Below are 24,300 nucleotides of genomic sequence, written 5' to 3'. Positions count from 1 at the left end.
AAAAAACGTTGGCGCTTTGTTTTGTTCAGTTTTCAAAGAGCAATTTAAATGCCGTTTCTCTCAGAAGCGACTTTATTAATATACCATTTCATCAACGAGTCGTCAAGAACTTTTTTACAAAAGCTTTTTTGTTTTAATCCTAATGAAACTCGGTTGAAACGACAGATATAAATATAACATCATTAAGAAAACTGTGCAATAGTCTTTTTAAAGTTTTTCTAGAATAATAAATGGAATGGGTTCGCTTTTAGAATTGCATTCTAATAGATAAGCATAAAGTCTTTTCCACATGATAAAAAAAAGCCGATCATCATTTCTTTAGGACATGCATTAAGACCTAAAGTTGTATGAAAATCGGCTTTTTTATAAATTGTTTTTAACGATGTCGCATTAAAGGGAACAGTAAAACATCGCGGATGGATGGAGAATTGGTCAACAGCATGACCAAACGGTCCACTCCGATGCCCAGCCCGCCTGTCGGTGGCATCCCATATTCCAGGGCCTCAATGAAGTCCTCATCCATTTCATGCGCTTCGTCATTGCCTTGTTCCTTTTCCCTAAGCTGTGCTTCAAAACGTTCACGCTGATCGATCGGGTCATTTAGCTCAGTAAAGGCATTGGCATGTTCCCGTCCAACAATGAACAATTCAAAACGGTCAGTAAAGCGGGGATCTTCCTCATTCTTCTTGGCAAGCGGAGAGATTTCAACCGGATGTCCAAAAATGAATGTTGGCTGGATCAACTTCTCTTCAACTACCTGCTCAAAGAATTCATTTACGATATGGCCGAATTCCATATTATCTTTTACTTCGATACCGTGTTCTTTTGCCAATGCATGAGCCTCTTGCTTGCTCATTGGTTTCCAGAAGTCTACGCCGGTATATTCTTTAACGGCATCGACCATGTGCAGACGTTTCCATTCCGGCTTGAGATCCACCTCGTATTCACCATACTGGACGGTGGTCGTCCCCAACACTTCCTGGGAAATATGAGCAATGAGGTTTTCGGTCAGGCTCATAATATCTCGGTAATCAGCATAAGCTTCATAAAGTTCGATCATTGTGAATTCAGGATTATGCCTGGTGGAGACACCTTCATTGCGAAACACGCGGCCAATTTCATAAACTTTTTCCAGCCCGCCTACGATCAACCGCTTCAGGTGAAGCTCGATCGCGATCCTCATGAATAATTCCATATCCAGCGCATTATGATGTGTGATGAACGGACGCGCGGCCGCTCCACCGGCGATTGAATGCATCATTGGCGTTTCTACTTCTAAATAACCATGGTCATCCAGGTAACGGCGCATTGCCTGGATGATGCGGCTCCGCATAATAAACGTGTTCTTGCTTTCTTGATTTGTGATTAAATCAACGTAACGCTTGCGGTATCTTTCTTCTACATCTTTTAAGCCATGGAATTTATCCGGAAGCGGACGAAGCGCCTTGGTTAAAAAGATAAAATCATTCGCCTTAACCGAAAGTTCTCCAACTTTTGTTTTGAAGATTGTTCCGCTAACACCAACAAGATCCCCAAGATCGGTTTGATCAAATACTTTATACTTGTCCTCGCCAACAGCATCAAGACGCACATAAATTTGAATCTGGCCGCTGATATCCTGGACATGGGCAAAGCCTGCTTTTCCCTTGCCCCGCTTCGTCATGACACGCCCAGCTAAAGTAACCTCGACATTCTGTTCATCCAATTCTTCTTTCGTTAACCCGCCGTATGCTTCTGAGAGCTCCTCTGCCAGGTGTGTACGTTCAAATCTATACCCAAATGGATCTTGTCCATTATCAATCATTACTTGCATTTTCTCGCGCCTTACTTTGAGCTGGTCATTTAATTCTTCATGACTCATGATATCATCTCCATTTTTGTATTCAGTTCATGTATATAATAGCTCGATTGTCGAATTTTGCATTCCTTATATATTTTTACACAAACTAATTGAATCGAACAGTGCTTTATAGCAAAAATCAAATTCTACGGCCAAATAAAAACTGCCAGGAATGCTGGCAGTTCAGTTAAGCGTATTATAGGTAAACAGCCCGTCAATGTCAAATACTCTAGACAGCCTGAACGTTTTGTTCCCTTGCTTCTACCTCATCTACAAGACCATAAAGCAAGTTCACTACATCTTCTCTTGTATTGCATTCGTTAATGCCTTTTCTCGCTTTCGCATTTCCGCGGATGCCTTTCAGGTACCATGCAGCATGCTTACGCATTTCACGAACTGCTACATTCTCATTCTTTAAGGCAATCAAGCGATCCATATGCAAGACACAGACGTCGATTTTTTCCCGTGCGGCCGGCTCATCGAACAGCTCGCCAGTTTCTAGGTATTTCACCGTCCGATAAATCATCCATGGATTTCCCAGGGCAGCGCGGCCGATCATCACACCATCAACGCCTGTTTCTTTTAACATTTTCTCTGCATCCTGAGGTGTTTCCACATCCCCGTTCCCAATAACCGGGATATTTACAGAATTTTTCACTTCACGGATGATATCCCAGTTCGCTTTTCCCTCGTACATCTGGACACGGGTCCTTCCATGCAAGGAAACAGCACTGCCTCCTGCGCGCTCCACAGCCTGTGCATTCTTGACAGCAAAAATATGATCTTCATCCCAGCCCATACGCATTTTTACGGTAACCGGTTTATCTACCGCGTCAACAACAGCAGAAACCATTTCATAAATTTTATTAGGATCAAGCAGCCATTTGGCGCCTGCATCACAACTTGTAATTTTAGGGACCGGGCAACCCATATTGATATCAATAATATCAGCTGTAGTATTTTTGTCGACGAACTTGGCAGCCTCTACCAGGGATTCCTTCTTACCGCCAAAAATCTGAAGGCTTAGCGGCTTCTCTCTTTCATCTATATAAAGCATATTCATCGTCTTGGCATTCTTAAGTAGTATTCCTTTATCACTGACCATTTCGGCGCAAACCAATCCCGCACCAAACTCTTTCACAGTCAGGCGAAAAGCAGAGTTGCAAACCCCGGCCATCGGTGCAAGGACAACCCGGTTCTTCATTTCAATATCGCCAATTTTAAACATGGTTTGATCCACCTTTAATAAAATGTATATATTATTTATGTTCCGGCGGCCTGAGTTCATCAACTGATACATGAAGCATTTCGGCCACCTCAACCAAAAAGTCATCTGTCGGCTTGCGATTTCCTCTTTCAACTTCACCCAGAAGCGAAACGGAAACCCCTATTTCTTTCGCGAATCCTTCTTGCGTGTATCCCTTCAACTTTCGAAAAGCGCGAATGCGTCTTCCCCATTTTTCCGCTTCCATAATCGAACCCCTTCTTTATCCTTTATCTCTTTAAGAACATCGTTCAAAGTCGTATCCATCTTCGGAAGCTTGATGTCAGGGTCTAATTCCAATAAAGGGATGATTACAAAAGCTCGTTCTAGCATCCGAGGATGTGGAACAGAAAGATTCTCTGTTTCAATATTTTCTTGATTATATAGCAAAATGTCAAGGTCTAATGTTCGGGGACCCCAACGAATTTCCCTTTTTCTTCCAAGTTCCTGTTCAATCTCCAGGCATTTGTCCAATAGTTTTTCCGGGCCATAAGCCGTGGCAATCTTTAAAACAGCATTTAAAAAGATGCCTTGCTCCGTATATCCAACTGGATCTGTTTCATATAATGATGAAATATCTATTACCTGTATTCCTTTATCCCGATGTAAAAGCTCGATTGCCTTTTTAAAAAAATTGACACGGTCCCCTATATTTGATCCTATCGAAACATATGCGATATTTTCCAAGTTACCGTCCCCTTCTGATCTCTACAGCGACCGATTGGTAATGGCCTGGAATCGGTGGATCCGGCTTGTATACTTTCACCGTGCAAAAATGGATAGTCTCATATTTAACCAATACCTCTGAAGCGATATGCTCTGCAATCGACTCCACCAGTTTGAATGTTTTACCTTCAACTACATCTCTACAAATCGAATATAGCTCTCCGTAATTAATGGAATCGTCAAGATTATCGCTCTTGCCGGCCGTCGATAAATCCAGCTCAACTGCGAGATCAACGGCAAACCGCTGGCCCAGCCTGTTTTCCTCAGGAAAAACCCCATGATAACCATAGAACTGCATGCCGTTTACATAAATTTTATCCACTATATTCACCTTTTCCTACAAGGGCATCCATCATTTTCGCCATTCGCGCAATCTCTTTTACATCATGTACCCGAACAATTTGGCAACCTTTTTGTATGCCATAGCAGACTGTAGCTCCGGTCCCTTCCAATCTTTCAGCAGCGGGTAAATCCAGAACATCCCCAATCATCGATTTTCTGGAAGTACCAAGCAAAACGGGAAAACCCAATGATACAAGCTTATCAAGATTTTTCATCATTTCCAAATTTAATGCCAGGTTCTTGGCGAAACCGATTCCCGGGTCAAGGATGATGTTTTCCTCCTTTACCCCCTCCTTCCGCACGAGGGCCACACTTTCAAATAAATCTATGGAAACATCGCGAACAAAATGGGAATAGCTTTGGTTGTCACGGTTATGCGTCAGAATGATGGGAACGCCTGATTCACCTGCTGCCTTTGCCATTTTTTCATCGGCTTTTGCCCCCCAGACATCATTTATAATATGGGCCCCTGCGTCCACTGATTGTCTGGCGACCTCGGCTTTATATGTATCTATCGAAATAGGAACGTTGATGTTATTTGATATCGCTTCAACAACCGGAAGTACCCGTTCCAATTCTTCATCCAGTGAAATCGCTGTATGATTGGGCCTGGTTGATTCGCCGCCTATGTCGATAATGTCCGCGCCGTCCTTCACCATCTGTTCAGCGTGCTTTAGTGCCGTATCGATCCGGTCATATTTGCCGCCATCAGAAAATGAATCAGGCGTGACATTCAAGATTCCCATAATCAATGTCTTATTCCCATAGTTGAGTGTATACGGACCACATTGAATGATAGAAGAATTCATCATTATCTCCCTGTATTCTTAGATTTCACACCTGCTATAAAGCAAAGTGCGATAGTTTTGGTAAGCATCGTACAGGATATTAGCCATTTTCCCATTCCTGCCTGGATAAACACCAATGCCCTCTATTTGGCTTATCGAAAAAATCTCCTGTACTGAGTTGGTACAAAAAACTTCATCGGCGTCGGCAAGATCCTCTTTGTTAAACAAGCCTTCCTGAACTTTGATGCCGGATCCGCCTGCAAGCTTAATTAAAAATTGGCGGGTGATTCCATTTAATATGCCGGTTTCGATAGAGGGTGTGAACAGCACACCCTGTTTTACCCAAAATAAATTTGAAACGATCCCTTCTGCAAGAAAACCGCCCTCTGTTAAAAAAATGCCTTCTGCTTCTGTTGGAATTTTGAGTTCCCTCTTTGCGGCAATATTATTTAGGTAATGATGGGATTTTAGCCGTTGAGATGTTTCCGGAGTATTCCTCCGGGTTTTTAATAGGAACCCTGTCTTTTCTTGCAGGCCGGCCGGTATTGTAACCTCCTGCATAAATAGTAAAATATTAGGCCGTTCATATGGCAACGTTTGGAGTCCGACTGGCGCTTCTCCGGCAGAAACATTTAATCTAATGCGGGCATGAGATAACCCGTTTTTCACTAACAGCTCTGTAAGCATTTGTTGCACCGCATGGCGCGAGAAAGTATGGAGGATATTCATCTCTTTCATCCCTTGATTGATGCGGGCTATATGATCATCCAGCAAAAAAGCATGGCCATCATAGATCCGGAACGTTTCGAACAGGCCCAGCCCATATAAAAACCCATGGTCAAATGGTGATAGAAATGCCTCATTCTCCTTTAATATTTTTCCGTTCATATACATGTACATAGCCAGTTCTCTCCAGTAAAAGATCAGGCAATGAATATTATACCTGCCTTAAATTAATTCGCCTGCTTTGTCCGATAGGCAGACAAGAAATTCCTCAATAGCTGTTTGCCGCTTTCGGTCATAATCGATTCCGGGTGAAATTGGACTCCTTCAACAGGAAGGTGTTTATGCCTGATGCCCATGATTTCCCCCTCTTCCGTCCATGAGGTCACCTCCAGGCACTCGGGAAGTGACTCTCGCTCTACCATTAAGGAATGGTATCGCGTTGCCCTGAACGGATTTGGGACATTGTTATAAATGGTCTCGCATTTATGATATACCATGGACGTTTTCCCATGCATCAGCCGCTTGGCCCTTATCACTTTTCCGCCAAACACCTGGCCGATTGCCTGATGCCCTAAACACACGCCAAAGATGGGAATTTTCCCTGAGAAATATTCAATTGCCTTTAAACTGATTCCCGCCTCATCCGGACTGCAAGGACCAGGTGAGATCATTAAAAAATCCGGCGAAAGCTTCTCAATTTCTTCTATCGTGATTTGGTCATTCCGCCTTACAAGCAATGTTTCACCCATTTCCCCCAGATATTGAACAAGATTGTAAGTAAACGAGTCATAATTATCAATCATGAGGATCATTGGGTTTCCGCCTTTTCCAGATTTGATTCGGCCATTTCTTTCGCTCTTAGGATAGCTGTTGCTTTTTTAAGTGATTCCTTGTACTCGAACCTCGGATTGGAATCGATCACTACCCCTGCCCCGGCCTGGATATGCGCCATACCATCCCTTACGAGCATCGTTCGAATGACTATATTGAGCTCCAATTCCCCCGAATCGCTAATCCACCCGATAGATCCGGTATAAATCCCACGACGGACAGGCTCCAATTCTTCAATGATTTCCATCGTGCGTACTTTGGGGGCCCCGGTTATCGTCCCTCCCGGGAAAACAGCATCAATCACATGAAAAGCGTCCATGCCCTGTGCCAATTTCCCCTTTACATTTGAGACAATGTGCATCACGTGGGAATACCTTTCAATCACCATGAACTCATTCACTTGAACGGTTCCGTACTCACATACCCTTCCCAGGTCGTTTCGTTCCAGATCCACCAGCATTACATGCTCGGCCCTTTCCTTTTCATTTTCAATAAGCTCTCGTGCCAGGCTTTCATCCTCTTCAGCCGTCTTTCCACGGGAGCGGGTGCCAGCAATAGGCCTGGTACTTACTATATCTTGCTTCTTCTTGACAAGAAGCTCGGGAGAACCGCTGACAATCTGGAAATCCGGAGTGTGGATATATGCCATATAAGGTGAAGGATTCAATCCCCTTAATTGTTCATACACATCAAGGGGACGGGCATAAAGTGGTTTCGATTGTCTCACTGATAGATTCACTTGAAAAATATCACCCTGGGCGATATAATTTCTTATTTTGTCTACAGCCCCTCGAAACTTCTCTTCTGTTAAAGACACGCTCTCTCTCAAAGGTTTTGCCTCAATTTTTGGCTTTTCACGATCAAGCTGTTCCTTGGCAGCCAGCCATTGGTTTTTCATTGCAGCGACCTTTTCACTTGCATGTGCTTTCTCGTTTGTACCGTATGCACGCATAAACCAAAGCAGTTTTTTCTGATGGTCAAAAACAACCAGCTCGTCAAATGCGAGAAAATAAAGATCAGGCGTATCCAGATCATCTGCTGCAATCACGGGGAGATCCTCAATATAACGAATATAATCATAGCTGATAAAACCCATCACCCCGCTTTGAAAATCGGGATAACCAACTTCTTGCTTTAACTTTCGTTTTCCAAGCCAGTTTTTTAATGAATGAAGCGGGTTTCCATGAAGTCGATTTGTTGTACCATCCTCGGTAATGATGGTTAACACATTATTTTTTCCTGTTAATTCAGCTACTGGATGCAATCCAATTATTGAATACCGTCCTCCCCGTCCGCTTTCAAGCAAAATATGTTTAGAGAGAGAAGAGGACAATAATTTATATGTTTGAAAAATATCATCCGGCTCATACGGGATATTTATTCCATAAACTCTTCTTTGTTGTTCCAACCATTTCAGCCCCTGTCCTTTCATGATGAGGGAAAACCATTAATAGTTAGAGTTTACTAATAACCTGATAAAATGAAAATAAAAAAGCAAAGTCCCAGGATAGGACTCTGCTTATGGACTCTTATCTTACTCGAAATTGTAAAGTGGTGTGCTCAGGTAGCGCTCACCATTACTTGGAATGACAGCAAGGACTTTTTTGCCTTTGCCAAGCTTTTTCGCTACTTCTAAAGCTGCGTAAATGGCAGCCCCTGAAGAAATTCCGCCAAGGATCCCTTCTTCTTTGGCAGCGCGGCGGGCATATTCAAATGCTTGCTCTGTCCCCACTTGAATAACCTCATCGTATAAATCAGTGTTTAAAATATCAGGTACAAAGCCGGCACCGATTCCCTGGATTTTATGTGGACCTGGTTTGCCGCCGGATAAAACCGGTGAATCAGAAGGCTCCACTGCATAGATCTTAATCTCCGGATATTTTTCACGCAGCACCTCACCGGCACCAGTTATCGTGCCTCCTGTACCGATTCCGGAAATGAAAGCATCCAGCTGGTCTCCCATTTGCTCTATGATTTCCTTTCCGGTAGTCTCACGGTGGACCTTTGGATTCGCTTTGTTTTTGAATTGCTGAGGCATGAAATAGCCATTTTCTTTCGCCAGTTCCTCAGCTTTTGCAATGGCACCCTTCATGCCTTCAGGTCCTGGAGTCAGCACAAGGTCGGCTCCATAAGCGCGAAGAAGGTTGCGGCGCTCCATGCTCATTGTTTCAGGCATAACTAGAATAGCAGGATAGCCTTTAGCAGCAGCAACCATCGCTAGGCCAATTCCTGTATTCCCGCTTGTTGGTTCAATGATTGTATCGCCTGGCTTTAATTCTCCACTTTCTTCAGCCGCTTCAATCATCGCAAGCGCAATACGGTCTTTAACGCTGCTTCCCGGATTCATATATTCCAATTTTAGATATACATCTGCGCTGTTTTCATCACCGATGCGGTTTAATTTCACAATCGGTGTTTGGCCGATTAAATCGACTACTGAGTTTACAATTCGTGCCATTTTTCTCCACTCCTAATACCGAGTATTTTTGTTGGTTTTATAATATTAAAGTACCGCTTCCCTTGAACAATGTCAATATTTTTGAATTATTTCATCTACTTTTTGGGGGATGTGCTTTATTGGGCCCAGTGGCTGCGATTTTGAAAAATCAACATCGTCAAAACTCGTTTTTACAATCATATCTCTAAGTCAATTGCCATTTAAAAATGAGAAAAAACCTTTTATTGCTAAAAGGTTCTCCTGACAAGATAATTACGCCCCATTATTTTGCGGAACTTTCTAGTTCTTCGAGCTCGTCTTTAGAAAAATCATACGTTTCATTACAAAAGTGGCATTGGGCTTCTGCTTGCCCTTCTGTTTCAATAATGTCCCTGATTTCTTGTTTTCCGAGGCTGATAAGGGCGTTTGCAATCCGTTCCCTGGAACATTGGCATTTAAATTGCACAGGCATTGTTTCAAGGATTTTTACGTTGCCTTCACCAAGTACCTGCTCAAGAATTTGTTCCGGGGTTAAGCCTTGTTGAATCATTTTCGAGATTGGAGCGATTTTGCCAAGTCTCTCTTCGATTGCCGTGATTGTCTCATCTTCGGTTCCAGGCAACAGTTGTATGATAAAGCCGCCTGCAGCAAGAATGGAGTTATCAGGATTAACCAAAACACCGACACCAACGGATGAAGGAACCTGTTCTGAAGTGACTAAATAATAAGTGAAATCTTCACCCAGTTCCCCGGAGACAATCGGGACCTGCCCACTGAAATTATCACGGAGTCCTATGTCCTTTACGACTGTTAATGTTCCTTCTGTACCCACCGCTCTTCGGACATCCAGCTTTCCATGCTCATTCAAGTCAAAGTGGGTTTGCGGATTTGTTACATACCCCCGTACCTCTCCTTTAGCGTTGCCATCAACGAGGATTACGCCGATTGGCCCTCCGCCTTCAACTTTGATCGTAATCTTATCCTCGCCTTTAAGCATGGCACCCATCATTACGCCTGCCGTCATGGATCGGCCAAGAGCTGCCGATGCTGTGGGCCAAGTGTGATGTCTTCTTTGCGCTTCCCCAACCGTTTCCGTTGTCGAAACCGCGTATGCCCTAACCTGGCCGTCGTATCCTAGAGCTTTAACCAAATAATCCTTCATTGAAATTTGCCCCTTTCCCAGGTGTATTTCCTTTTTTATGCGGGTCTGTATTTCTTTTATAAATCAGCTGAAGCCCTTTTAGTGTTAAGAACGGATCAACTATTTCAATTACTTTCGATTCTTGGGCGATTAAACCTGCCAGTCCGCCGGTAGCTATTACTTTAGGCTCCTTTGTACTTTGTGCTTTCATCCTTCCGACTATGCCCTCAACCTGACCGACATACCCAAATAAGATACCCGCCTGCATTGCGGCCACGGTATTTTTACCGATGATATCTTCTGGACGGACGATCTCAATGCGAGGAAGCTTCGCCGCCTTTGAATATAGAGCTTCCGTTGAGATATTGATTCCCGGGGCAATTGCCCCGCCCATATATTGTCTCTCTTCATTAATGTAACAATACGTTGTAGCGGTTCCAAAATCGACAATAATCAAAGGGCCGCCGTACTCATGTATGCCGGCCACTGCATTTACAATCCTGTCAGCTCCGACTTCCCTTGGATTTTCATACTTGATATTTAGCCCTGTTTTCATGCCAGGCCCAACTACCATCGGCTTTATATGAAAGTACTTTTGGCACATACGCTCAAGTGAAAACATGATTGGAGGAACAACTGATGAAATGATAATTCCATCGAATTCATGAAAGGACAAACCCTCGTGCTCCAATAGCGATTTTATGACCATGCCGTATTCGTCTTCCGTTTTATGTCGGTTCGTTTCAATCCGCCAATGATATTTTAAATGATCTTCATCATAGACACCCAAAACTGTATTCGTATTCCCTACATCCAATACAAATAACATCATCTCATCACTCCGCCGAATTATTCTCCCCATCATAACATACTTGTTTTTTGCCCCGCCATAATCCACTCTCAGTAGATAAACAAAAACATCCTTCTTATAGACATTTTCCCCTTGCTATAACCCACACCATTTCTACTTGAAATACATGGAAAACTGAAATAAAAAGGGTATCCCCTTTTTGCGGAATACCCATAAAAGTTTATTTATTGTTGTTTGGATTATCATCTCTTGGCAAGGATCTAGGTTTATCATATGGACGGCCTTCATTAATTGGCGGTGTCTCTATGTCATCCCTTACTTCCATCGGATCCTCATTTCGCTCTTCCAATGGGTTTAAAAGCGCTTCTTTTTCTTCTTTCTTGGATCCAATCTTCACCTTGACATCATCATCATTGTCGAGTCTGCCATTGATCGCTTTATAATCCCGATCAGGCAGCTTGCCGGTTTCAAACAGGCTCTTGATTTGTTCAGCATCAAGCGTTTCAACGTCGAGCAATGTGTTGGCAATCGTATTAAGCTGTGCTCTGTGTTCTTTAATGATCTTAGTCGCACGTTCATAGGATTCCTTGATAATGCGCTGGATTTCAAGGTCTATTTCATAAGCGATTGCATCAGAATAATTCTGGTCATTATTGAAATCACGGCCCAAGAAGACTTGGCCCTGGGTCTGGCCGAATTGCAACGGCCCGAGCTTATCGCTCATGCCGTATTCGGTTACCATGCTTCGGGCAATGGCGGTTGCACGCTGGAAGTCATTATGGGCGCCGGTACTCACTTCACCGAACACCACTTCCTCCGCGACGCGGCCACCTAGAAGCCCTGCAATTTTATCCAGAAGTTCCGGCTTTGTCATAAAGAAACGGTCTTCTTTGGGAAGCATGACAGCATAACCGCCCGCCTGGCCACGGGGAACAATCGTAACTTTATGGACAATCTCCGCCTCATCAAGCACGAGTCCGATAATCGTATGGCCGGCTTCATGGAAGGCAACAATATTGCGTTCTTTTTTGGATATGACCCTGCTTTTCTTAGCAGGACCGGCAATGACACGGTCTGAAGCTTCATCCAGGTCAGACATATCAATTTTCTTTTTGTTCTGGCGTGCAGCAACAAGTGCAGCCTCATTCAATAGGTTTTCCAGGTCTGCACCGGAGAATCCAGGGGTTCGCTGTGCAATGGCCTTCAAGTCTACACTGTCGCTTAGCGGCTTATTGCGTGCATGGACCTTAAGAACCGCTTCACGTCCTTTAACATCAGGACGCCCCACTGTAATCTGGCGGTCAAAGCGGCCCGGGCGAAGCAATGCAGGATCGAGAATATCGGCACGGTTTGTCGCGGCAATAATGATAATTCCTTCATTTCCGCCGAAACCGTCCATTTCAACGAGCAATTGGTTAAGCGTTTGTTCGCGCTCATCGTGGCCTCCGCCTAAACCGGCTCCACGCTGGCGCCCAACCGCATCAATTTCATCAATAAAGATAATACACGGAGCGTTTTTCTTCGCGTTTTCGAATAAATCACGAACACGGGATGCACCGACCCCGACAAACATTTCAACAAAGTCGGAACCGCTGATTGAGAAGAAAGGAACACCGGCTTCTCCGGCTACCGCCCTCGCAAGCAAGGTTTTACCTGTACCAGGAGGTCCCACGAGAAGAACACCTTTTGGAATACGGGCTCCAAGCTCGGCAAATTTTCGCGGATCTTTCAAAAATTCAACCACTTCGACAAGTTCCTGCTTTTCTTCATCTGCACCGGCCACATCCTTAAAACGGACCTTCTTCTTATCATCATTGTAAAGCTTAGCCTTGCTTTTCCCAAAATTCATGACACGGCCGCCGCCGCCCTGAGCTTGGTTAAGCAAGAAGAAGAAAAGAATGAAGATAATGACAAACGGGATAATTGAGGTGAAGAATGTTACCCAGCCATTGGTTTCCTTGGCTGGAAGCACTTCTGTTTTTTCCACCTTATTGTCATTAATTGCAGCGTCGATACGTTCCTGAGCCGTCTCGCTTCCTGTAATATATGTTAGGAAGAATTTGTTTTTATCATAATTGTCCAGCTGCCCTCTTACCTCAAAAACATTTCGTTCGGGCTGCATGGTGAACGATTTTACTTCCCCTTTGTCCAAGTGTTCAAAAAATTGATCTTGGGTTATATTCACAGTTGGCTCATTGTTATTATTGAAAATGCTTACAATCCCAATGATAACCAAAAAAATGAGTAAATAAAATATCGTATTACGGAAGATCCGATTCATTCCTTACCTCCTCCCACGGTAAAACAAACTATAGTAAATCTTATCATAAAAAATTAATCAATTACAATAAATAAACATCTTTGGTTAAATCAGATAACAATTGGCATTCGGTTCATTCATTATTTTCATAAATCTTAGGCTTCAATACACCGATATAAGGAAGATTACGGTATCTTTCCGCATAGTCGAGTCCGTAGCCGACCACAAATTCATCAGGGACAATGAAGGCAGTATAGTCAGGTTTGATGTCTGCTTTTCTGCCGGATGGTTTATCGAGCAGCGTAACAATTTTAATTGATTTTGCTTTTCTATAACGGAATAATTCCACTAAATAACTAAGTGTTAAACCACTATCTATAATATCTTCAATAATTAAGATATCACGGCCTTCCACGGAGGTATCAAGGTCCTTAATGATCTTTACCTCGCCCGAAGAAACTGTGGAGTTGCCATAGCTGGAAACGTCCATGAAGTCCATTTCCAAATGTGCATCGATCCTTTTTAACAGATCTGCCATAAAGGGCATGGCACCTTTCAGCACACCTATTGCAAGAGGAAAACTGTCTTTATACTCTTCTTCAAGTGTTTTTGCAAGCTCGCGGATTTTGCCCTGAATCTCTTCCTCCGTTATTAATACCTTTTCAATGTCATTCTGCATGGTCATTGTTACCTATTGCCCCCTAGAAGATTTAAGCTTTTTATATTTTAAAAAAATGAAAGACTGTCCATCCCGGCTTTTGTCCACCGCCTGGTCTGATTTTTTCAACCCGGGCAGCCACAAGATCTCTCCCCTTTGATTCATCACTACCGGCCAGTCATTACGCCTGGACTTCGGGATTTTTTCATCGATAAAAATGTCCTTTAGCTTTTTTGACCCGCCCAACCCCTTTATAGAAATCCTGTCCCCGTCCTTCCGTGTCCGGACAATCAACGGGAGATCAGATGTCAGGGCTGGTATGATAAAAGAATCATTCCCATATGAATCAGGGATTTCTCCATTTATATATTGCGCTTTAATTTTATATCCATTCGGCAGAATATTGTCACCAGGAATTTGTAAATGCAAGGAATATTCCGGACGTTCCGGCTGAAAAAATCGAAAAATGCCTGTTTGATATGATTTTTCCGCATAGAGCCCGGCCGGAAGATGCAATTCAGCGGATGGTTGAGGACAAAAAAACAAAGCAAAAAGCTGGTCAATATGTAAAGCTGAAAGCGATGAAGGTCTCTCGGTATAAAGATAATCTAATATTAGTTGAATCGCCCTTCGTTGTAAAGGTTTTGGCATTAACTGCAAGCGTTCCAATTTAATGGATGCATACCCGTCCTGCTTCTCTATCCAGATATCTTCAATATGTTTGGCTGCAAGCTCCTGCAAAAAAGCTTCATCCTCAAATAGCTCTTCACTGAATCGCTGGTAATGCTCATGCGATCTTGGGTTTTCGCTTTTTAGGAAAGGAAGGACTGAATGCCTGAACCGGTTCCGTAAATAAACATCTTTTTCATTGCTGGGATCGAGCCGCGGTTCAAGGCCATTTTCCTTGGCATAATTGATGAGTTCATTTTTACTTGCCACCAGGAACGGACGTATCACCCAGCCATCATGAAATCGCCTTTTTGCCGGTATCCCCGCCCTGGCCATCCCTGAAGCTCCGCGGGTAATCCTCATCAACATCGTTTCGATCTGGTCATCTCCATGGTGGCCTAAAACCAACAAGGATGATTTGTACTTATTCATAACGTCTTTGAAAAAGGAATACCGAAGGTCCCTCGCGGCATTTTGTGTGCTTTCTCCAGAAATATCCATATATTCCGGCACATTGATTCTTTTTCCTTCAAAAGGGATATCCCACTCTCTGCAAACACTCTCTACAAACAAGTAATCTTGATAAGACTCCTCACCCCTGAACATATGGTCAACATGCGCCACAACCAATTTAAATTCAAGCTCATCCTTTACAGAATTGAGAAAATGAAGGAGAACGAGAGAGTCTGGTCCCCCGCTGACCCCGGCAACTAGACTTGATTTCTCAGGTATCAGTTTATGCTTGTAGATATAATCAAGAATTTTTCTCTTAAACATAGTATCTTCCTTTTTCTGCCTTGATGACTAAAAAAAACGGCAATACTTGTAATACGAACGAAAACCCAAAAGGTTTCAGCTTAATTTGTAATTAAATACTGAACAATTTTCACTATATCATAATAACTGTCCATAAATGTACAACGTATACAGCAGAGATACGATAAGTATCAAAAGGAAGGTTTCAAGAAATGCATATTTTGGTTTTCTTCTGGTTATTTGCTTGGATTGCGCCCTTCTTGCTTGTCTTGTAGCCGCCGGTTTCCCTGTTGGCTGAGCAGCAGGAGCGGATTTTTTTTGGGAGTGTCTGCCAAGGACATGCGCCATGTCATTTCTCATCTCTTCTGCGGTGAGATATTTCCCTGTTAGCGCTTTTTCCAGTATTGCTTTGTAAGGAGTGAACTCTTTCTTTTGCTCCATCATTTCCTTAAGCTGTGAAAACCCCCCCTCTTTTCTTGAAAAACGTTTTGGATAGGACGAATTCAGCATGATCATGGCGACCGCGAACAAATCATATTGCGGGTCAGCTTTTCTTGAGCCCATCCCCCAATAACCCCTGTCGAAAAATTCAGTAAACTCCTTTACCGACCTGCCTATTAAAGTGGTTCCACCCACATCAATGCAGCGGATTTTATAAGTTGGCAGGGTAACAATTAGATTATCGGGTTTTAAATCCCCAAAAATCCAGCCCTGTTTGTGAAGTGCAGACAGGCTTGAAAGTAACTGGAGAACTAAAACGCCGGTCCAGGCCTGGCCTTTTTTTTGAATGAATGGTAAATATCCTTCTCCTTTAATATATTCCATTACATAGAAAGGCATGTTTTTTCCATTCACCACAAAATCATCCGCTTCCATAAAAGAAGGCCCTAGGACGGATCCCTGGACCTTGGAAAAGGCTTTAAGAATGTTCATCTCAGAAATGATAGAGATGCCATTATCACTTAGTTTCAATGCCACAAGCTGTTGCCGGTCGTTCTCTGCCAGATAGACAATGCCGTTCGCACCGCAGCCCAGTTCTTTAATGACTTTATATGTATTCTTATTCCATTTCCCCTTGATTACATGCCCCGGCAGGAACTTAAATTGATTCCTCAAAGTATTGTTCATCATCATGAGATAACAGTCCCCTTAGTGAACGTTTTTTATTAAAATAGTCCAACGCTTCAGTTATCGCCGGACCTGTGGGTGTAATTCCGCCAGTCGTAAGTTTCGGAAATACTCTAGTCAATACTTCGAGCTTTGGTGTCCAATCCAACAATTTTTCGACATCATTTTTTTTCCCGGGAAATACAAAGACGGAAAACTGGTTATTGCCGAGGCGCGCGTTCATGCTTAATGACAGGTCAAGAAGGGCATCCTTCACGGTAGGGAGCTTCAATTTCATGCTCGCGCTTGTATCGACAAGAATCAACACTTCCAGGTTGCTTGTTTCACCCAGCTCATCCACTACCTCCATCACTTCTCCGCGTTTTTCGGGCGGCAGGTCCTCCATTGTTACAGAATTGCCTAGTATCTGCTGCAGTTCCTTATTCACAACACCTTGTATCGTTTGCGTCATCGCCTTTCTCGTCACCATTTGCACTGTTTGTGAAAGCTGCTGGGAGTAGACAATTTGGCTGACACCGCCACCACAATTTGCAATGGATTCAATTTCCTGCATGCCTTTGTCGTCAATCACGTCGTTTTCCATGACTCCGATTACATTAACGGTTATTCCCTGTTCCCGGGCAAGAGCTGCCATGGCAGCCGGGTCCTCTCCTTGATTTGAGCATCCATCCGTAATAAGCAAAATTTGACGCAGAGTTCCTGGTTTCATGACAATCTCCCCTTCTTCTATATGGTGTTACCATCCTTGACCAATAGGGGAGATTTTATACTAGTTATGAGTCTCGTTTTCAGCTAACTCTGGAACGTTCTTTCCGTTCTTGGCCATCATGCCCTTTTTCTAAAAGAATTGACAGGAATGGCCGCCCATTTTGGGGTATTGTGTTTAATCCTGGCTGTGACTATCGTCATATCATCATCGATTGTCCCCTTCGCCCTGATCACCTCTTCGAGAATGATATCCGCAACTTCCTGCGGGTCATCAGTCTTCAATTCCTTCAGCTTGCGTTTCATCCAGAAATCAAAGTTCTCTACATGTCCCGGCGCTTCAAAAATGCCATCGCTCATCATGATCAACAAATCGCCTGCCTTTAATTCCTCGCTCACGACATCTACATCAAATTCCTGGATGATTCCCATCGGCAGATTTCCCGACTCAATTTTGATCAATTTATCCCCTCTTTTAATAAAGCTCGGAATCGAACAAATCTTTAAAAATTTCGCCTTCGCATCCTGGAGGTCGATCATCGCAAGGTCAAGGGTTGAGAATATTTCATCCGTTGTCCTTAAGGATAGGACAGAATTTACTGATTTTATTGCAATTTTTTCTTCAATTCCGGATAATAGGAACTTTTGCAACAGCTTCAGCGTTTCCGTGCTTTCGAAATGCGCCCTTTCCCCATTGCCCATTCCATCACTGATTGCAATGGCGTATTTTCCGCAGCCAATTTCCACCGTTGTATAACTATCACCGGAAACCAAGCCTCCTCCTTTTGCGGCATGGGCTACCCCTGTTTCAACCGTAAATTTTTTTGCAGACCTGAAGACCGTATGACACTGCCCATTTGGGTAGGCAGCGCATTCTTCTGAATGCACGACAATGGTTTCTCCCAATATATCGGAAAGCATGGGAGCAATCAGCTTTTCGCATTCACCCCTTCCATTGCAATAGGGTACACTCATCTCTATATCCACATTTCCCTGCTCCAGGCTGTATATCTCTACATGACCGATTGACAAACCGAAATCCTGAATTGCCTCCCTTATTTGTTCTTCTTGAATGTGATGGTTCTGCCTTTCCCTTTGAATTTCCTTAGCGAAGTCATCCATGACAGCCGACACGCCTAGGAGCTGGTCAGCCACCAATTTTCTGCTTTCCTTAACCTGCTTCTTAAGTCTTTGATTGGCCTGATAGTACATCAATTCCTGCGAAATAGCAGAAATAACCTGCGGGCTCCTGCTGCAGTATTTCCCCCACTCTTTCGCTGTCTGTTGCGGAAGCTGTCCATCATTTTCATATAATTGGCGCATTATTTCCTGCATGCCTTCATAAGTTGTATCAAAGTTTTTTGACCAGCATTGCTCCTTTTTAAAGCAAATCTGGCATGTTTTTTCGGTAACATTACTCAGGAAATAATCCAATTCCTTATCTTCCTCTTCAACATCCACCCGTTCATCTATTTGTGAAAAACTGGCCGATAAGGCTTCGAATACATTGGAAAATTGGGCAACCCTTTGTGCTGTTACATCCCTTATCCTCTTCATATATTGCTGCTGTTCATAGGAATGCTCCATTGTCCCGGGTATATGTTTGGCAATATTCCCAATGATTGTTGCCGGGGTTAATAGAAATAGCGCGACAGAGGCTAAAGATTCATACATGGTAAGCAAAATATTATTCGATCCTTCACCATATAAACCTATTAACAGGGTAGCGATCAGAAGTCCAATTGAAACGCCTGCCTTCTTTCCTTCTTTTAATAGCCCTCCAAGGAGCCCTGAAAAGGCGAGCAGGCTCATTTGGTACAAACTTGCAATACTGGCCAGGCTGAAAATCAAACCTGTAACCACACCCACCGTAGATCCGATCGCTGCTCCCCCGGCCAAGCCGAAAACTAGGACAAGATATCTTGATAAAATATGTTCAACAGATAAATCATATATAGCCCACCCGATCGTGCCGGTCATAACCGAGGCAAGCAAAATGATGACACTGATGATTTCTTCCGTCTTTAATCCTTGTGTTTTTTTCCTTATCGATAGAAGCGGAATGCATTGGATGAAGATCAGTGTCAATATCATCGCAAGCCCTGCCTCTATGCCTATCATCATTCCATCATATATTTGAAAGGTCCGGTTCCTGATGTATTGTTCTGCAACACCTACGACTACCAGCGAGGTGAATACATAAAGGGACATCGTTTTAAACTGGGTATCCAGCCCCGGTTCTTTGATTTTATAGATAAGTAATAATAGAAAGACTGAAGCGAATAATGAAATCCCATTTGAGTAATGCACTGAGAACGCTCCCGCAACCAACCCAATCAGCGAGATTGGCGCCCTATCTCGACGGATCATATAAACTGCCGCGAAAAATGGCAAACCAAATGGGGCAAGCTGGGAAAGGATGAGGGCCCGTCCCAATAAAAAACCGATAATAGCCAGAACAATTCCCTTCCTGACGAAGATATCCTCTGTCTTCTTTTGTAGATGCTGCAGCCAATTGAGTACACCTGTTTTCGCTTCATCTAAATGAACGTCGGTTATGGGTTCAATGATATTTCGTTCAATCTTTTCCATCGAGAAAACACTCCCATTCGATTTGGTTGTGTTTCATTATATATATCCAGGAGGCATTAATTTGTCAGAATTTTAAAAAGCAAATTAAGAAATGTTCGACGAAATTCTGTCTAAACAGGCATATCAGAACAGATTTTTGACAGAAAAATAGAAGGAACACTATACTGTTTTTTTATTTTGGATAAGAAAAGCATATTTTTTATCTATTTTTTGGGGATAAAAGACGGAATAAATTTTTACTGGATGATTTCCGATTGAGAAAACTCGCCGATTGTCGAGTCTTGCAAAGGAGACGACAGAGGCGTAGTTGCACGTATGCAGGAAGGAAAGTTTTTTTACTTTTCTTTCTGCAAAGAAATGAAATTCTCGTTGACAATTAAGCATGCGCTATGTAAGATATGATTTGTGTTTAAAACATAACGGCGGCGTAGCTCAGCTGGCTAGAGCGTACGGTTCATACCCGTGAGGTCGGGGGTTCGATTCCCTCCGCCGCTATAAAGAAAAGCTGAATCTCCTCTAATGTGGATTGTCGACTTAAAACTGTCACGTCTTGTGGTAGCACAAGGAATTCCCTAAGAAACACTTTCCAGTCACATCCTGTGCAAGGCCCCGGCCCGTTGGTCAAGCGGTTAAGACACCGCCCTTTCACGGCGGTAACACGGGTTCGAATCCCGTACGGGTCATCAAAAGGCGGAACACCTCGATCATAGAGGTGTTTTTTTATACACTCATACATGATTCATAAACTTGCAAACAACGCACTCATTGACTCGTAATTTTTGTTTGGTCCTATATCCCCCATGGCCCGCCCATTGCATCATGGAAAATAAAGAAGGCAGACTCCCTTGAACAGGAGTCTGCCTTTATAATATATATCAAATGAAATTTTTATAGAAAAAATTGCTTAACCTTTTTTCAGCAGCAGGTTTACCCGCGTCTTCCTCCTCTGCCACCCCGTTTGGTTTCGGTATTGCGCTTGAGAGAGGATAAACGTTCTTCACTATCTTTTAAGAAACGTGCCATTTTTTGATCAAAGTTTTCCTTAGGACGGAAATTATCCCTTGAACGTGAGTCTCTGGAACGATTATCGTTCCCTCTTCCATGGCGTGGGCGTTGTGAATAAGAAGACTGTCCTTCCGGCCTGTCTTTTGCCTTTTTGATAGATAAGCCAATTTTGCCGTTATCGATATTGATGACTTTGACTTCTACCTGATCGCCGACTTTCAAATGGTCGTTGATATCTTTCACATAATTGTCAGCGACTTCACTGATATGAACAAGCCCAGTAGACCCTTCCGGCAACTCGACGAACGCCCCAAAATTAGTAATGCCTGTTACTTTACCCTGTAACTTGCTGCCTACTTCAATTGACATAAAAAAAATGTTCCTCCTTAGAAATGTTAAAACTCACTTTACATTATATTATAACGAAAGGAAAAAAACAGTGTCAATATCAGTCACTGTCTTCCTTTTTTTTAGGCAGGTTAAAAATAATTTCACCTTTGTCGGATAAAAAATAGTCTCTTCTGGCCAATTTGGCAATGTATTCATCATCGTTAAGCTTTACAATTTCTTCGTTTAAAAGATCTTCGTGCCTTTTAAGCTCCGCAAGCTTTTGTTGCAAATGCTCTTTCTTTTGTTCCTTTTCCTCGAGTGCAGCCGCTTGTGATATCAGCGCAGAGACAGCCAGGACAGAAAGGATGGCAGCACAAACGGCATATAAAGTAAGCCGGCGCACAAGGCCGCGCCTCTTATTCACCCCTGCTTGTACTTTCTTTTCTTGCTGATGTACATATGGCGATTCGATTTTTGCCACATTCCTTTTCCTGAGGCTTCCCATTTTATCACTCCTCACTCCGGTTTGTTTCTCCATTTCGCTACATATCTCTTAATAAGGTTCTTTATCTTGTAAAAAAATCCTGTAATCCCATTATAAAACTTCCCGACGGTTTTTGTAACAGATTTCGGCAGGAAATTCCAAGTTGCCATAAATAACCACCGGAACGGTTTTACCATTATTTTAATAACTGAATATATTACCTTCAAAACCTGTCTGAACATGAAAAAAATCACTTTAAGTAGGCCGATTAACAGGAAAATGACTCCTCCTGCCAACCATTTTATCGGATGGTAAATGAGAATTTGAAATGATTTTGCAATAAAATTCCCCGTCGCCAGGATAAATTTGATCACTGCTTCCAAACATCTCAGGAACAGCCCTTTCATCAGGGCCTGGTAGGCAGAAAAACCGCAGAATAAAGCAATAAAAGAGTATAATCGCAATTCTCCTTCATTGACTAAAAACAATACATAAAAAATGATTAAACCTTGGACGACCCAAAATAGGAAATCATTAATGAAAACAATCCAGCTCTTCCTCTTTGACCTCTTTAAAAAGCGGTTGTACGTATCAAGGGCAGCCCCAAAGTAACTGCCCATCCCGATCATCGCCAAAAGAGTATAAAATTGTACGGATAAAGTCATTTGAACAACTTGCCAAAGAATCCTTTAGCCTTTTCCCCTGAGTGATCGTCCAGGTATACAAGATCAAAGATTTTCCCTTTAATGGACACGATTCCTTTATCCACATCCAGATTTTTCATTTGCAGGTTCTGGCCCTTGATCGATAAAAACCCCATGACCGTTTCTAAAAGGAATTCCTCGTTATCGAAGCTTTCTACTTGCTTGACACCAGTTATCTCTAATATACGGCGCCCTCTCATTACAACATCATGTTCCGGAACTGCCTTTGTACTGTTTTGTGCCGGGTCAAAATATTGGCTCATCTTCATCCCTCACATTAACACATTTTGTACAAGTATATGTGCCAGTATGGGAATTAGAACAAGCCTGTTAAAATGGGTTCTCTTCAGCTGTCTTCTCTTCCTTGATTACGGTGTACATATCGGCAGCTTCCTCTTTTTTTGTTGTATCCTGAATCCGGTTGATGACGACCGTTACTCTTTTCTGGCCGAACTGCACGGTCAATTCATCACCTGCTTTTACTGTCGAACTTGCCTTAGCCTGTTGGCCATTGATGGAAACCCTGCCTTTATCCGCTACCTCTTTTGCAAGCGTACGGCGCTTAATCAATCTGGAAACCTTTAAAAATTTATCTAATCTCATTGACATGTTATTGCCCCCACCTTAATATCCCTTTGTTTTTGCCTCTTCCCAGAATTGGTCCAATTGTTCGAGGGAAAAATCTTTAAAGCTTTTACCGCTTTGTTTGACCCGGTTCTCAATATATGTAAACCGATTATAAAACTTTCGGTTTGTGGCATGCATTGCTTCTTCTGCCTGTATTCCATTAAATCTTGCTACATTGACAAGTGCAAAGAAAAGATCGCCAAGCTCATTTTTAATCTTTTCTATATTGTGTTCCATCTTCAATTCAATTTCAAGTTCCGCTACTTCCTCTTTAACTTTTTCCAAGGCTCCTGTGACATCCGTCCAATCAAATCCCACTCTGGCGGCACGCTTTTGCAGCTCATGGCCGCGGACTAGGCTTGGCAGAGATTTTCCTACTTCATCAAGCAATGATTTTTCTTTTGATTCATTGCCCGATTTCTCCGTGGCTTTTATTTCCTGCCAGTTTTTTAAGACATCCTCGGTTCCTGAAACATGTACATCACCAAATACATGCGGGTGCCGACGTACCATTTTTGCCGATATCCCTTCTATGACATCATCAACGCTAAACATTCCTTCATCTTCGGCTATTTGGGAATGCAGCATAACCTGCAATAAAACATCGCCAAGCTCCCCGATCATCGCTTCGTCATCCTGCTCATCGATTGCATCGATCAATTCATATGCTTCCTCAATTAAATAGGGCTTCAAACTGGCATGGGTTTGTTTTTTATCCCATGGGCAGCCATTTGGTCCCCTCAACTCTGCAATGATTTCCCGCAACTTGGAGAATTCCTTATACCTATCTGCTTCATTTTTAACTGGAGGGACATACACACTTGTTAAATTGCTCAGTTCATCCATATGCCGGTCCAATTCGTAAAGGGCCACTTTCTTTATCGATTCGTCCTTACTCCCGGCAGCTTTTACTATCATAACTTCATGATCATCGGGGAGCTTCTCCATCAATGCCAGCTTTACGTCCGAGGCCGTAAATTGATCGTACACCTGCCCGATGATCATATGCTGATCTGTTTTCAGGTCGTCCCTTGAAAGAGCCGTGCCATCCAATAGTTGAAATCCGTTGATTGGATCGATTTTGATAGCAAGGAATAAGGCATCAAGGAAGCTTTGGCCTCCTTCGATTTTTATCCGGGTATTGCGTTGCGGCCCTTTCTCCAATAACAATTGCACAGTTTTCTCCGCTATCATGGGGTGTCCAGGCACGGCATAAATGATTTCTTCCAGTCCTGCCTTATCAAGGACGATTTCTGATATCTCTTCATATACCTTTTCAAAGGTATCGTGTTTTTCGTATATTTGATCGAAGCTCTCAAACATTACACCCTCGGCAGCCAATTCACTGACCACCGGGTGATCCAAAGTACGGACCAGGCATTTAGCACTATTTTTAAGCCTCTTATAGATGCCAAAAGGAAGCTGATTTAAATCACCGGCTCCGAGGCCAACGATGGTTATTTCATATCCCATTCT

General features: G+C 42.9%; 24 protein-coding genes and 2 tRNA genes. 2 read left to right on the top strand and 24 right to left on the bottom strand.

Annotated elements, in window-relative coordinates; all coding sequences use genetic code 11:
- Positions 1-376: 376 nt before the first annotated feature.
- The 18 genes from lysS to spoIIE form a co-directional block, all read right to left on the bottom strand.
- Complete coding sequence (gene lysS / locus D0466_RS14130) at positions 377-1,861, bottom strand: lysine--tRNA ligase (RefSeq protein ID WP_117323204.1); 1,485 nt, start codon at positions 1,859-1,861, stop codon at positions 377-379.
- A gap of 208 nt (positions 1,862-2,069) precedes the next feature.
- Positions 2,070-3,068: a tRNA dihydrouridine synthase DusB gene (gene dusB / locus D0466_RS14125; protein ID WP_117323203.1), complete on the bottom strand. Its 999-nt coding sequence runs from the start codon at positions 3,066-3,068 to the stop codon at positions 2,070-2,072.
- 31 nt (positions 3,069-3,099) lie between these two features.
- Entirely contained in the window at positions 3,100-3,312 is a 213-nt protein-coding gene (locus D0466_RS14120) for a helix-turn-helix domain-containing protein (RefSeq protein WP_117323202.1), read from the bottom strand.
- Complete coding sequence (gene folK / locus D0466_RS14115) at positions 3,264-3,791, bottom strand: 2-amino-4-hydroxy-6-hydroxymethyldihydropteridine diphosphokinase (RefSeq protein WP_117323201.1); 528 nt, start codon at positions 3,789-3,791, stop codon at positions 3,264-3,266. Before folK ends, D0466_RS14120 begins: the two co-directional genes overlap by 49 nt.
- A gap of 1 nt (position 3,792) precedes the next feature.
- Complete coding sequence (gene folB / locus D0466_RS14110; protein WP_117323200.1) at positions 3,793-4,152, bottom strand: dihydroneopterin aldolase; 360 nt, start codon at positions 4,150-4,152, stop codon at positions 3,793-3,795.
- The gene (folP, locus tag D0466_RS14105; RefSeq protein WP_117323199.1) at positions 4,145-4,981 is read right to left on the bottom strand and encodes a dihydropteroate synthase; all 837 of its coding nucleotides are present in this window, start codon (positions 4,979-4,981) and stop codon (positions 4,145-4,147) included. Before folP ends, folB begins: the two co-directional genes overlap by 8 nt.
- A gap of 18 nt (positions 4,982-4,999) precedes the next feature.
- Positions 5,000-5,860 carry an aminodeoxychorismate lyase gene (gene pabC, locus D0466_RS14100; protein WP_117323198.1) on the bottom strand — a complete coding sequence of 287 codons (861 nt, stop codon included), beginning with the start codon at positions 5,858-5,860 and terminating at the stop codon, positions 5,000-5,002.
- Positions 5,861-5,913: 53 nt separating this feature from the next.
- Positions 5,914-6,498: an aminodeoxychorismate/anthranilate synthase component II gene (gene pabA, locus D0466_RS14095; protein ID WP_117323197.1), complete on the bottom strand. Its 585-nt coding sequence runs from the start codon at positions 6,496-6,498 to the stop codon at positions 5,914-5,916.
- A complete protein-coding gene (locus D0466_RS14090) occupies positions 6,495-7,949 on the bottom strand; it encodes an anthranilate synthase component I family protein (RefSeq protein ID WP_117323196.1) in 1,455 nt (484 codons plus the stop codon). Before D0466_RS14090 ends, pabA begins: the two co-directional genes overlap by 4 nt.
- 102 nt (positions 7,950-8,051) lie before the next feature.
- A complete protein-coding gene (gene cysK, locus D0466_RS14085; RefSeq protein WP_117323195.1) occupies positions 8,052-8,975 on the bottom strand; it encodes a cysteine synthase A in 924 nt (307 codons plus the stop codon).
- 262 nt (positions 8,976-9,237) lie between these two features.
- On the bottom strand, positions 9,238-10,116 hold the full coding sequence (gene hslO / locus D0466_RS14080) for an Hsp33 family molecular chaperone HslO (RefSeq protein ID WP_117323194.1): 879 nt from the start codon (positions 10,114-10,116) through the stop codon (positions 9,238-9,240).
- Complete coding sequence (locus D0466_RS14075; protein ID WP_199484562.1) at positions 10,097-10,924, bottom strand: type III pantothenate kinase; 828 nt, start codon at positions 10,922-10,924, stop codon at positions 10,097-10,099. Before D0466_RS14075 ends, hslO begins: the two co-directional genes overlap by 20 nt.
- A gap of 202 nt (positions 10,925-11,126) precedes the next feature.
- Positions 11,127-13,187 carry an ATP-dependent zinc metalloprotease FtsH gene (gene ftsH, locus D0466_RS14070; protein ID WP_117323193.1) on the bottom strand — a complete coding sequence of 687 codons (2,061 nt, stop codon included), beginning with the start codon at positions 13,185-13,187 and terminating at the stop codon, positions 11,127-11,129.
- A gap of 112 nt (positions 13,188-13,299) precedes the next feature.
- Positions 13,300-13,845: a hypoxanthine phosphoribosyltransferase gene (hpt, locus tag D0466_RS14065; protein ID WP_117323211.1), complete on the bottom strand. Its 546-nt coding sequence runs from the start codon at positions 13,843-13,845 to the stop codon at positions 13,300-13,302.
- Positions 13,846-13,857: 12 nt separating this feature from the next.
- Positions 13,858-15,270, bottom strand: a complete 1,413-nt coding sequence (gene tilS, locus D0466_RS14060; RefSeq protein WP_117323192.1) for a tRNA lysidine(34) synthetase TilS — start codon at positions 15,268-15,270, stop codon at positions 13,858-13,860.
- A 117-nt stretch (positions 15,271-15,387) separates the two neighbouring features.
- Positions 15,388-16,383: a protein kinase domain-containing protein gene (locus D0466_RS14055; protein ID WP_407675638.1), complete on the bottom strand. Its 996-nt coding sequence runs from the start codon at positions 16,381-16,383 to the stop codon at positions 15,388-15,390.
- On the bottom strand, positions 16,349-17,086 hold the full coding sequence (locus D0466_RS14050) for a vWA domain-containing protein (RefSeq protein WP_117323191.1): 738 nt from the start codon (positions 17,084-17,086) through the stop codon (positions 16,349-16,351). The genes D0466_RS14055 and D0466_RS14050 overlap by 35 nt, the downstream gene beginning before the upstream one ends.
- A gap of 116 nt (positions 17,087-17,202) precedes the next feature.
- The gene (gene spoIIE / locus D0466_RS14045) at positions 17,203-19,674 is read right to left on the bottom strand and encodes a stage II sporulation protein E (RefSeq protein WP_117323190.1); all 2,472 of its coding nucleotides are present in this window, start codon (positions 19,672-19,674) and stop codon (positions 17,203-17,205) included.
- Between the two features lie 421 nt (positions 19,675-20,095).
- On the opposite strand from spoIIE, the gene D0466_RS14040 reads away from it, so the two are divergent.
- Positions 20,096-20,169, top strand: a tRNA-Met gene (locus D0466_RS14040).
- A 116-nt stretch (positions 20,170-20,285) separates the two neighbouring features.
- Positions 20,286-20,357, top strand: a tRNA-Glu gene (locus D0466_RS14035).
- 244 nt (positions 20,358-20,601) lie between these two features.
- Here D0466_RS14035 and D0466_RS14030 read toward each other — a convergent pair.
- The 6 genes from D0466_RS14030 to yabN form a co-directional block, all read right to left on the bottom strand.
- The gene (locus D0466_RS14030) at positions 20,602-21,048 is read right to left on the bottom strand and encodes a S1 domain-containing RNA-binding protein (protein WP_117323189.1); all 447 of its coding nucleotides are present in this window, start codon (positions 21,046-21,048) and stop codon (positions 20,602-20,604) included.
- Positions 21,049-21,127: 79 nt separating this feature from the next.
- A complete protein-coding gene (locus tag D0466_RS14025; RefSeq protein ID WP_117323188.1) occupies positions 21,128-21,514 on the bottom strand; it encodes an FtsB family cell division protein in 387 nt (128 codons plus the stop codon).
- An 11-nt stretch (positions 21,515-21,525) separates the two neighbouring features.
- Positions 21,526-22,158, bottom strand: coding sequence for a spore cortex biosynthesis protein YabQ (gene yabQ / locus D0466_RS14020; RefSeq protein WP_117323187.1), 633 nt, complete (start codon positions 22,156-22,158; stop codon positions 21,526-21,528).
- Positions 22,155-22,460: a sporulation protein YabP gene (gene yabP, locus D0466_RS14015; protein WP_117323186.1), complete on the bottom strand. Its 306-nt coding sequence runs from the start codon at positions 22,458-22,460 to the stop codon at positions 22,155-22,157. The genes yabQ and yabP overlap by 4 nt, the downstream gene beginning before the upstream one ends.
- A 67-nt stretch (positions 22,461-22,527) precedes the next feature.
- The gene (locus D0466_RS14010; protein ID WP_117323209.1) at positions 22,528-22,800 is read right to left on the bottom strand and encodes an RNA-binding S4 domain-containing protein; all 273 of its coding nucleotides are present in this window, start codon (positions 22,798-22,800) and stop codon (positions 22,528-22,530) included.
- Positions 22,801-22,821: 21 nt separating this feature from the next.
- A complete protein-coding gene (gene yabN, locus D0466_RS14005) occupies positions 22,822-24,297 on the bottom strand; it encodes a bifunctional methyltransferase/pyrophosphohydrolase YabN (protein WP_117323185.1) in 1,476 nt (491 codons plus the stop codon).
- Positions 24,298-24,300: the final 3 nt, after the last annotated feature.

This window comes from Peribacillus glennii, from assembly GCF_003429105.1.
In the GTDB taxonomy this organism is placed as follows: Bacteria; Bacillota; Bacilli; order Bacillales; family DSM-1321; genus Peribacillus; species Peribacillus glennii.
Note: the sequence above shows the minus strand (reverse complement) of the source record. Positions and strands in the feature narration are given on the sequence as shown.

Coding starts and splice junctions, on each gene's coding strand:
- lysS (WP_117323204.1), bottom strand. CDS start 1,861: ATGAGTCATGAAGAATTAAATGACCAGCTCAAAGTAAGGCGCGAGAAA.
- dusB (WP_117323203.1), bottom strand. CDS start 3,068: ATGTTTAAAATTGGCGATATTGAAATGAAGAACCGGGTTGTCCTTGCA.
- D0466_RS14120 (WP_117323202.1), bottom strand. CDS start 3,312: ATGGAAGCGGAAAAATGGGGAAGACGCATTCGCGCTTTTCGAAAGTTG.
- folP (WP_117323199.1), bottom strand. CDS start 4,981: ATGAATTCTTCTATCATTCAATGTGGTCCGTATACACTCAACTATGGG.
- pabC (WP_117323198.1), bottom strand. CDS start 5,860: ATGTACATGTATATGAACGGAAAAATATTAAAGGAGAATGAGGCATTT.
- pabA (WP_117323197.1), bottom strand. CDS start 6,498: ATGATCCTCATGATTGATAATTATGACTCGTTTACTTACAATCTTGTT.
- D0466_RS14090 (WP_117323196.1), bottom strand. CDS start 7,949: ATGAAAGGACAGGGGCTGAAATGGTTGGAACAACAAAGAAGAGTTTAT.
- cysK (WP_117323195.1), bottom strand. CDS start 8,975: ATGGCACGAATTGTAAACTCAGTAGTCGATTTAATCGGCCAAACACCG.
- hslO (WP_117323194.1), bottom strand. CDS start 10,116: ATGAAGGATTATTTGGTTAAAGCTCTAGGATACGACGGCCAGGTTAGG.
- D0466_RS14075 (WP_199484562.1), bottom strand. CDS start 10,924: ATGTTATTTGTATTGGATGTAGGGAATACGAATACAGTTTTGGGTGTC.
- ftsH (WP_117323193.1), bottom strand. CDS start 13,187: ATGAATCGGATCTTCCGTAATACGATATTTTATTTACTCATTTTTTTG.
- hpt (WP_117323211.1), bottom strand. CDS start 13,845: ATGCAGAATGACATTGAAAAGGTATTAATAACGGAGGAAGAGATTCAG.
- tilS (WP_117323192.1), bottom strand. CDS start 15,270: ATGTTTAAGAGAAAAATTCTTGATTATATCTACAAGCATAAACTGATA.
- D0466_RS14055 (WP_407675638.1), bottom strand. CDS start 16,383: ATGATGATGAACAATACTTTGAGGAATCAATTTAAGTTCCTGCCGGGG.
- D0466_RS14050 (WP_117323191.1), bottom strand. CDS start 17,086: ATGAAACCAGGAACTCTGCGTCAAATTTTGCTTATTACGGATGGATGC.
- spoIIE (WP_117323190.1), bottom strand. CDS start 19,674: ATGGAAAAGATTGAACGAAATATCATTGAACCCATAACCGACGTTCAT.
- D0466_RS14030 (WP_117323189.1), bottom strand. CDS start 21,048: ATGTCAATTGAAGTAGGCAGCAAGTTACAGGGTAAAGTAACAGGCATT.
- D0466_RS14025 (WP_117323188.1), bottom strand. CDS start 21,514: ATGGGAAGCCTCAGGAAAAGGAATGTGGCAAAAATCGAATCGCCATAT.
- yabQ (WP_117323187.1), bottom strand. CDS start 22,158: ATGACTTTATCCGTACAATTTTATACTCTTTTGGCGATGATCGGGATG.
- yabP (WP_117323186.1), bottom strand. CDS start 22,460: ATGAGCCAATATTTTGACCCGGCACAAAACAGTACAAAGGCAGTTCCG.
- D0466_RS14010 (WP_117323209.1), bottom strand. CDS start 22,800: ATGAGATTAGATAAATTTTTAAAGGTTTCCAGATTGATTAAGCGCCGT.
- yabN (WP_117323185.1), bottom strand. CDS start 24,297: ATGGGATATGAAATAACCATCGTTGGCCTCGGAGCCGGTGATTTAAAT.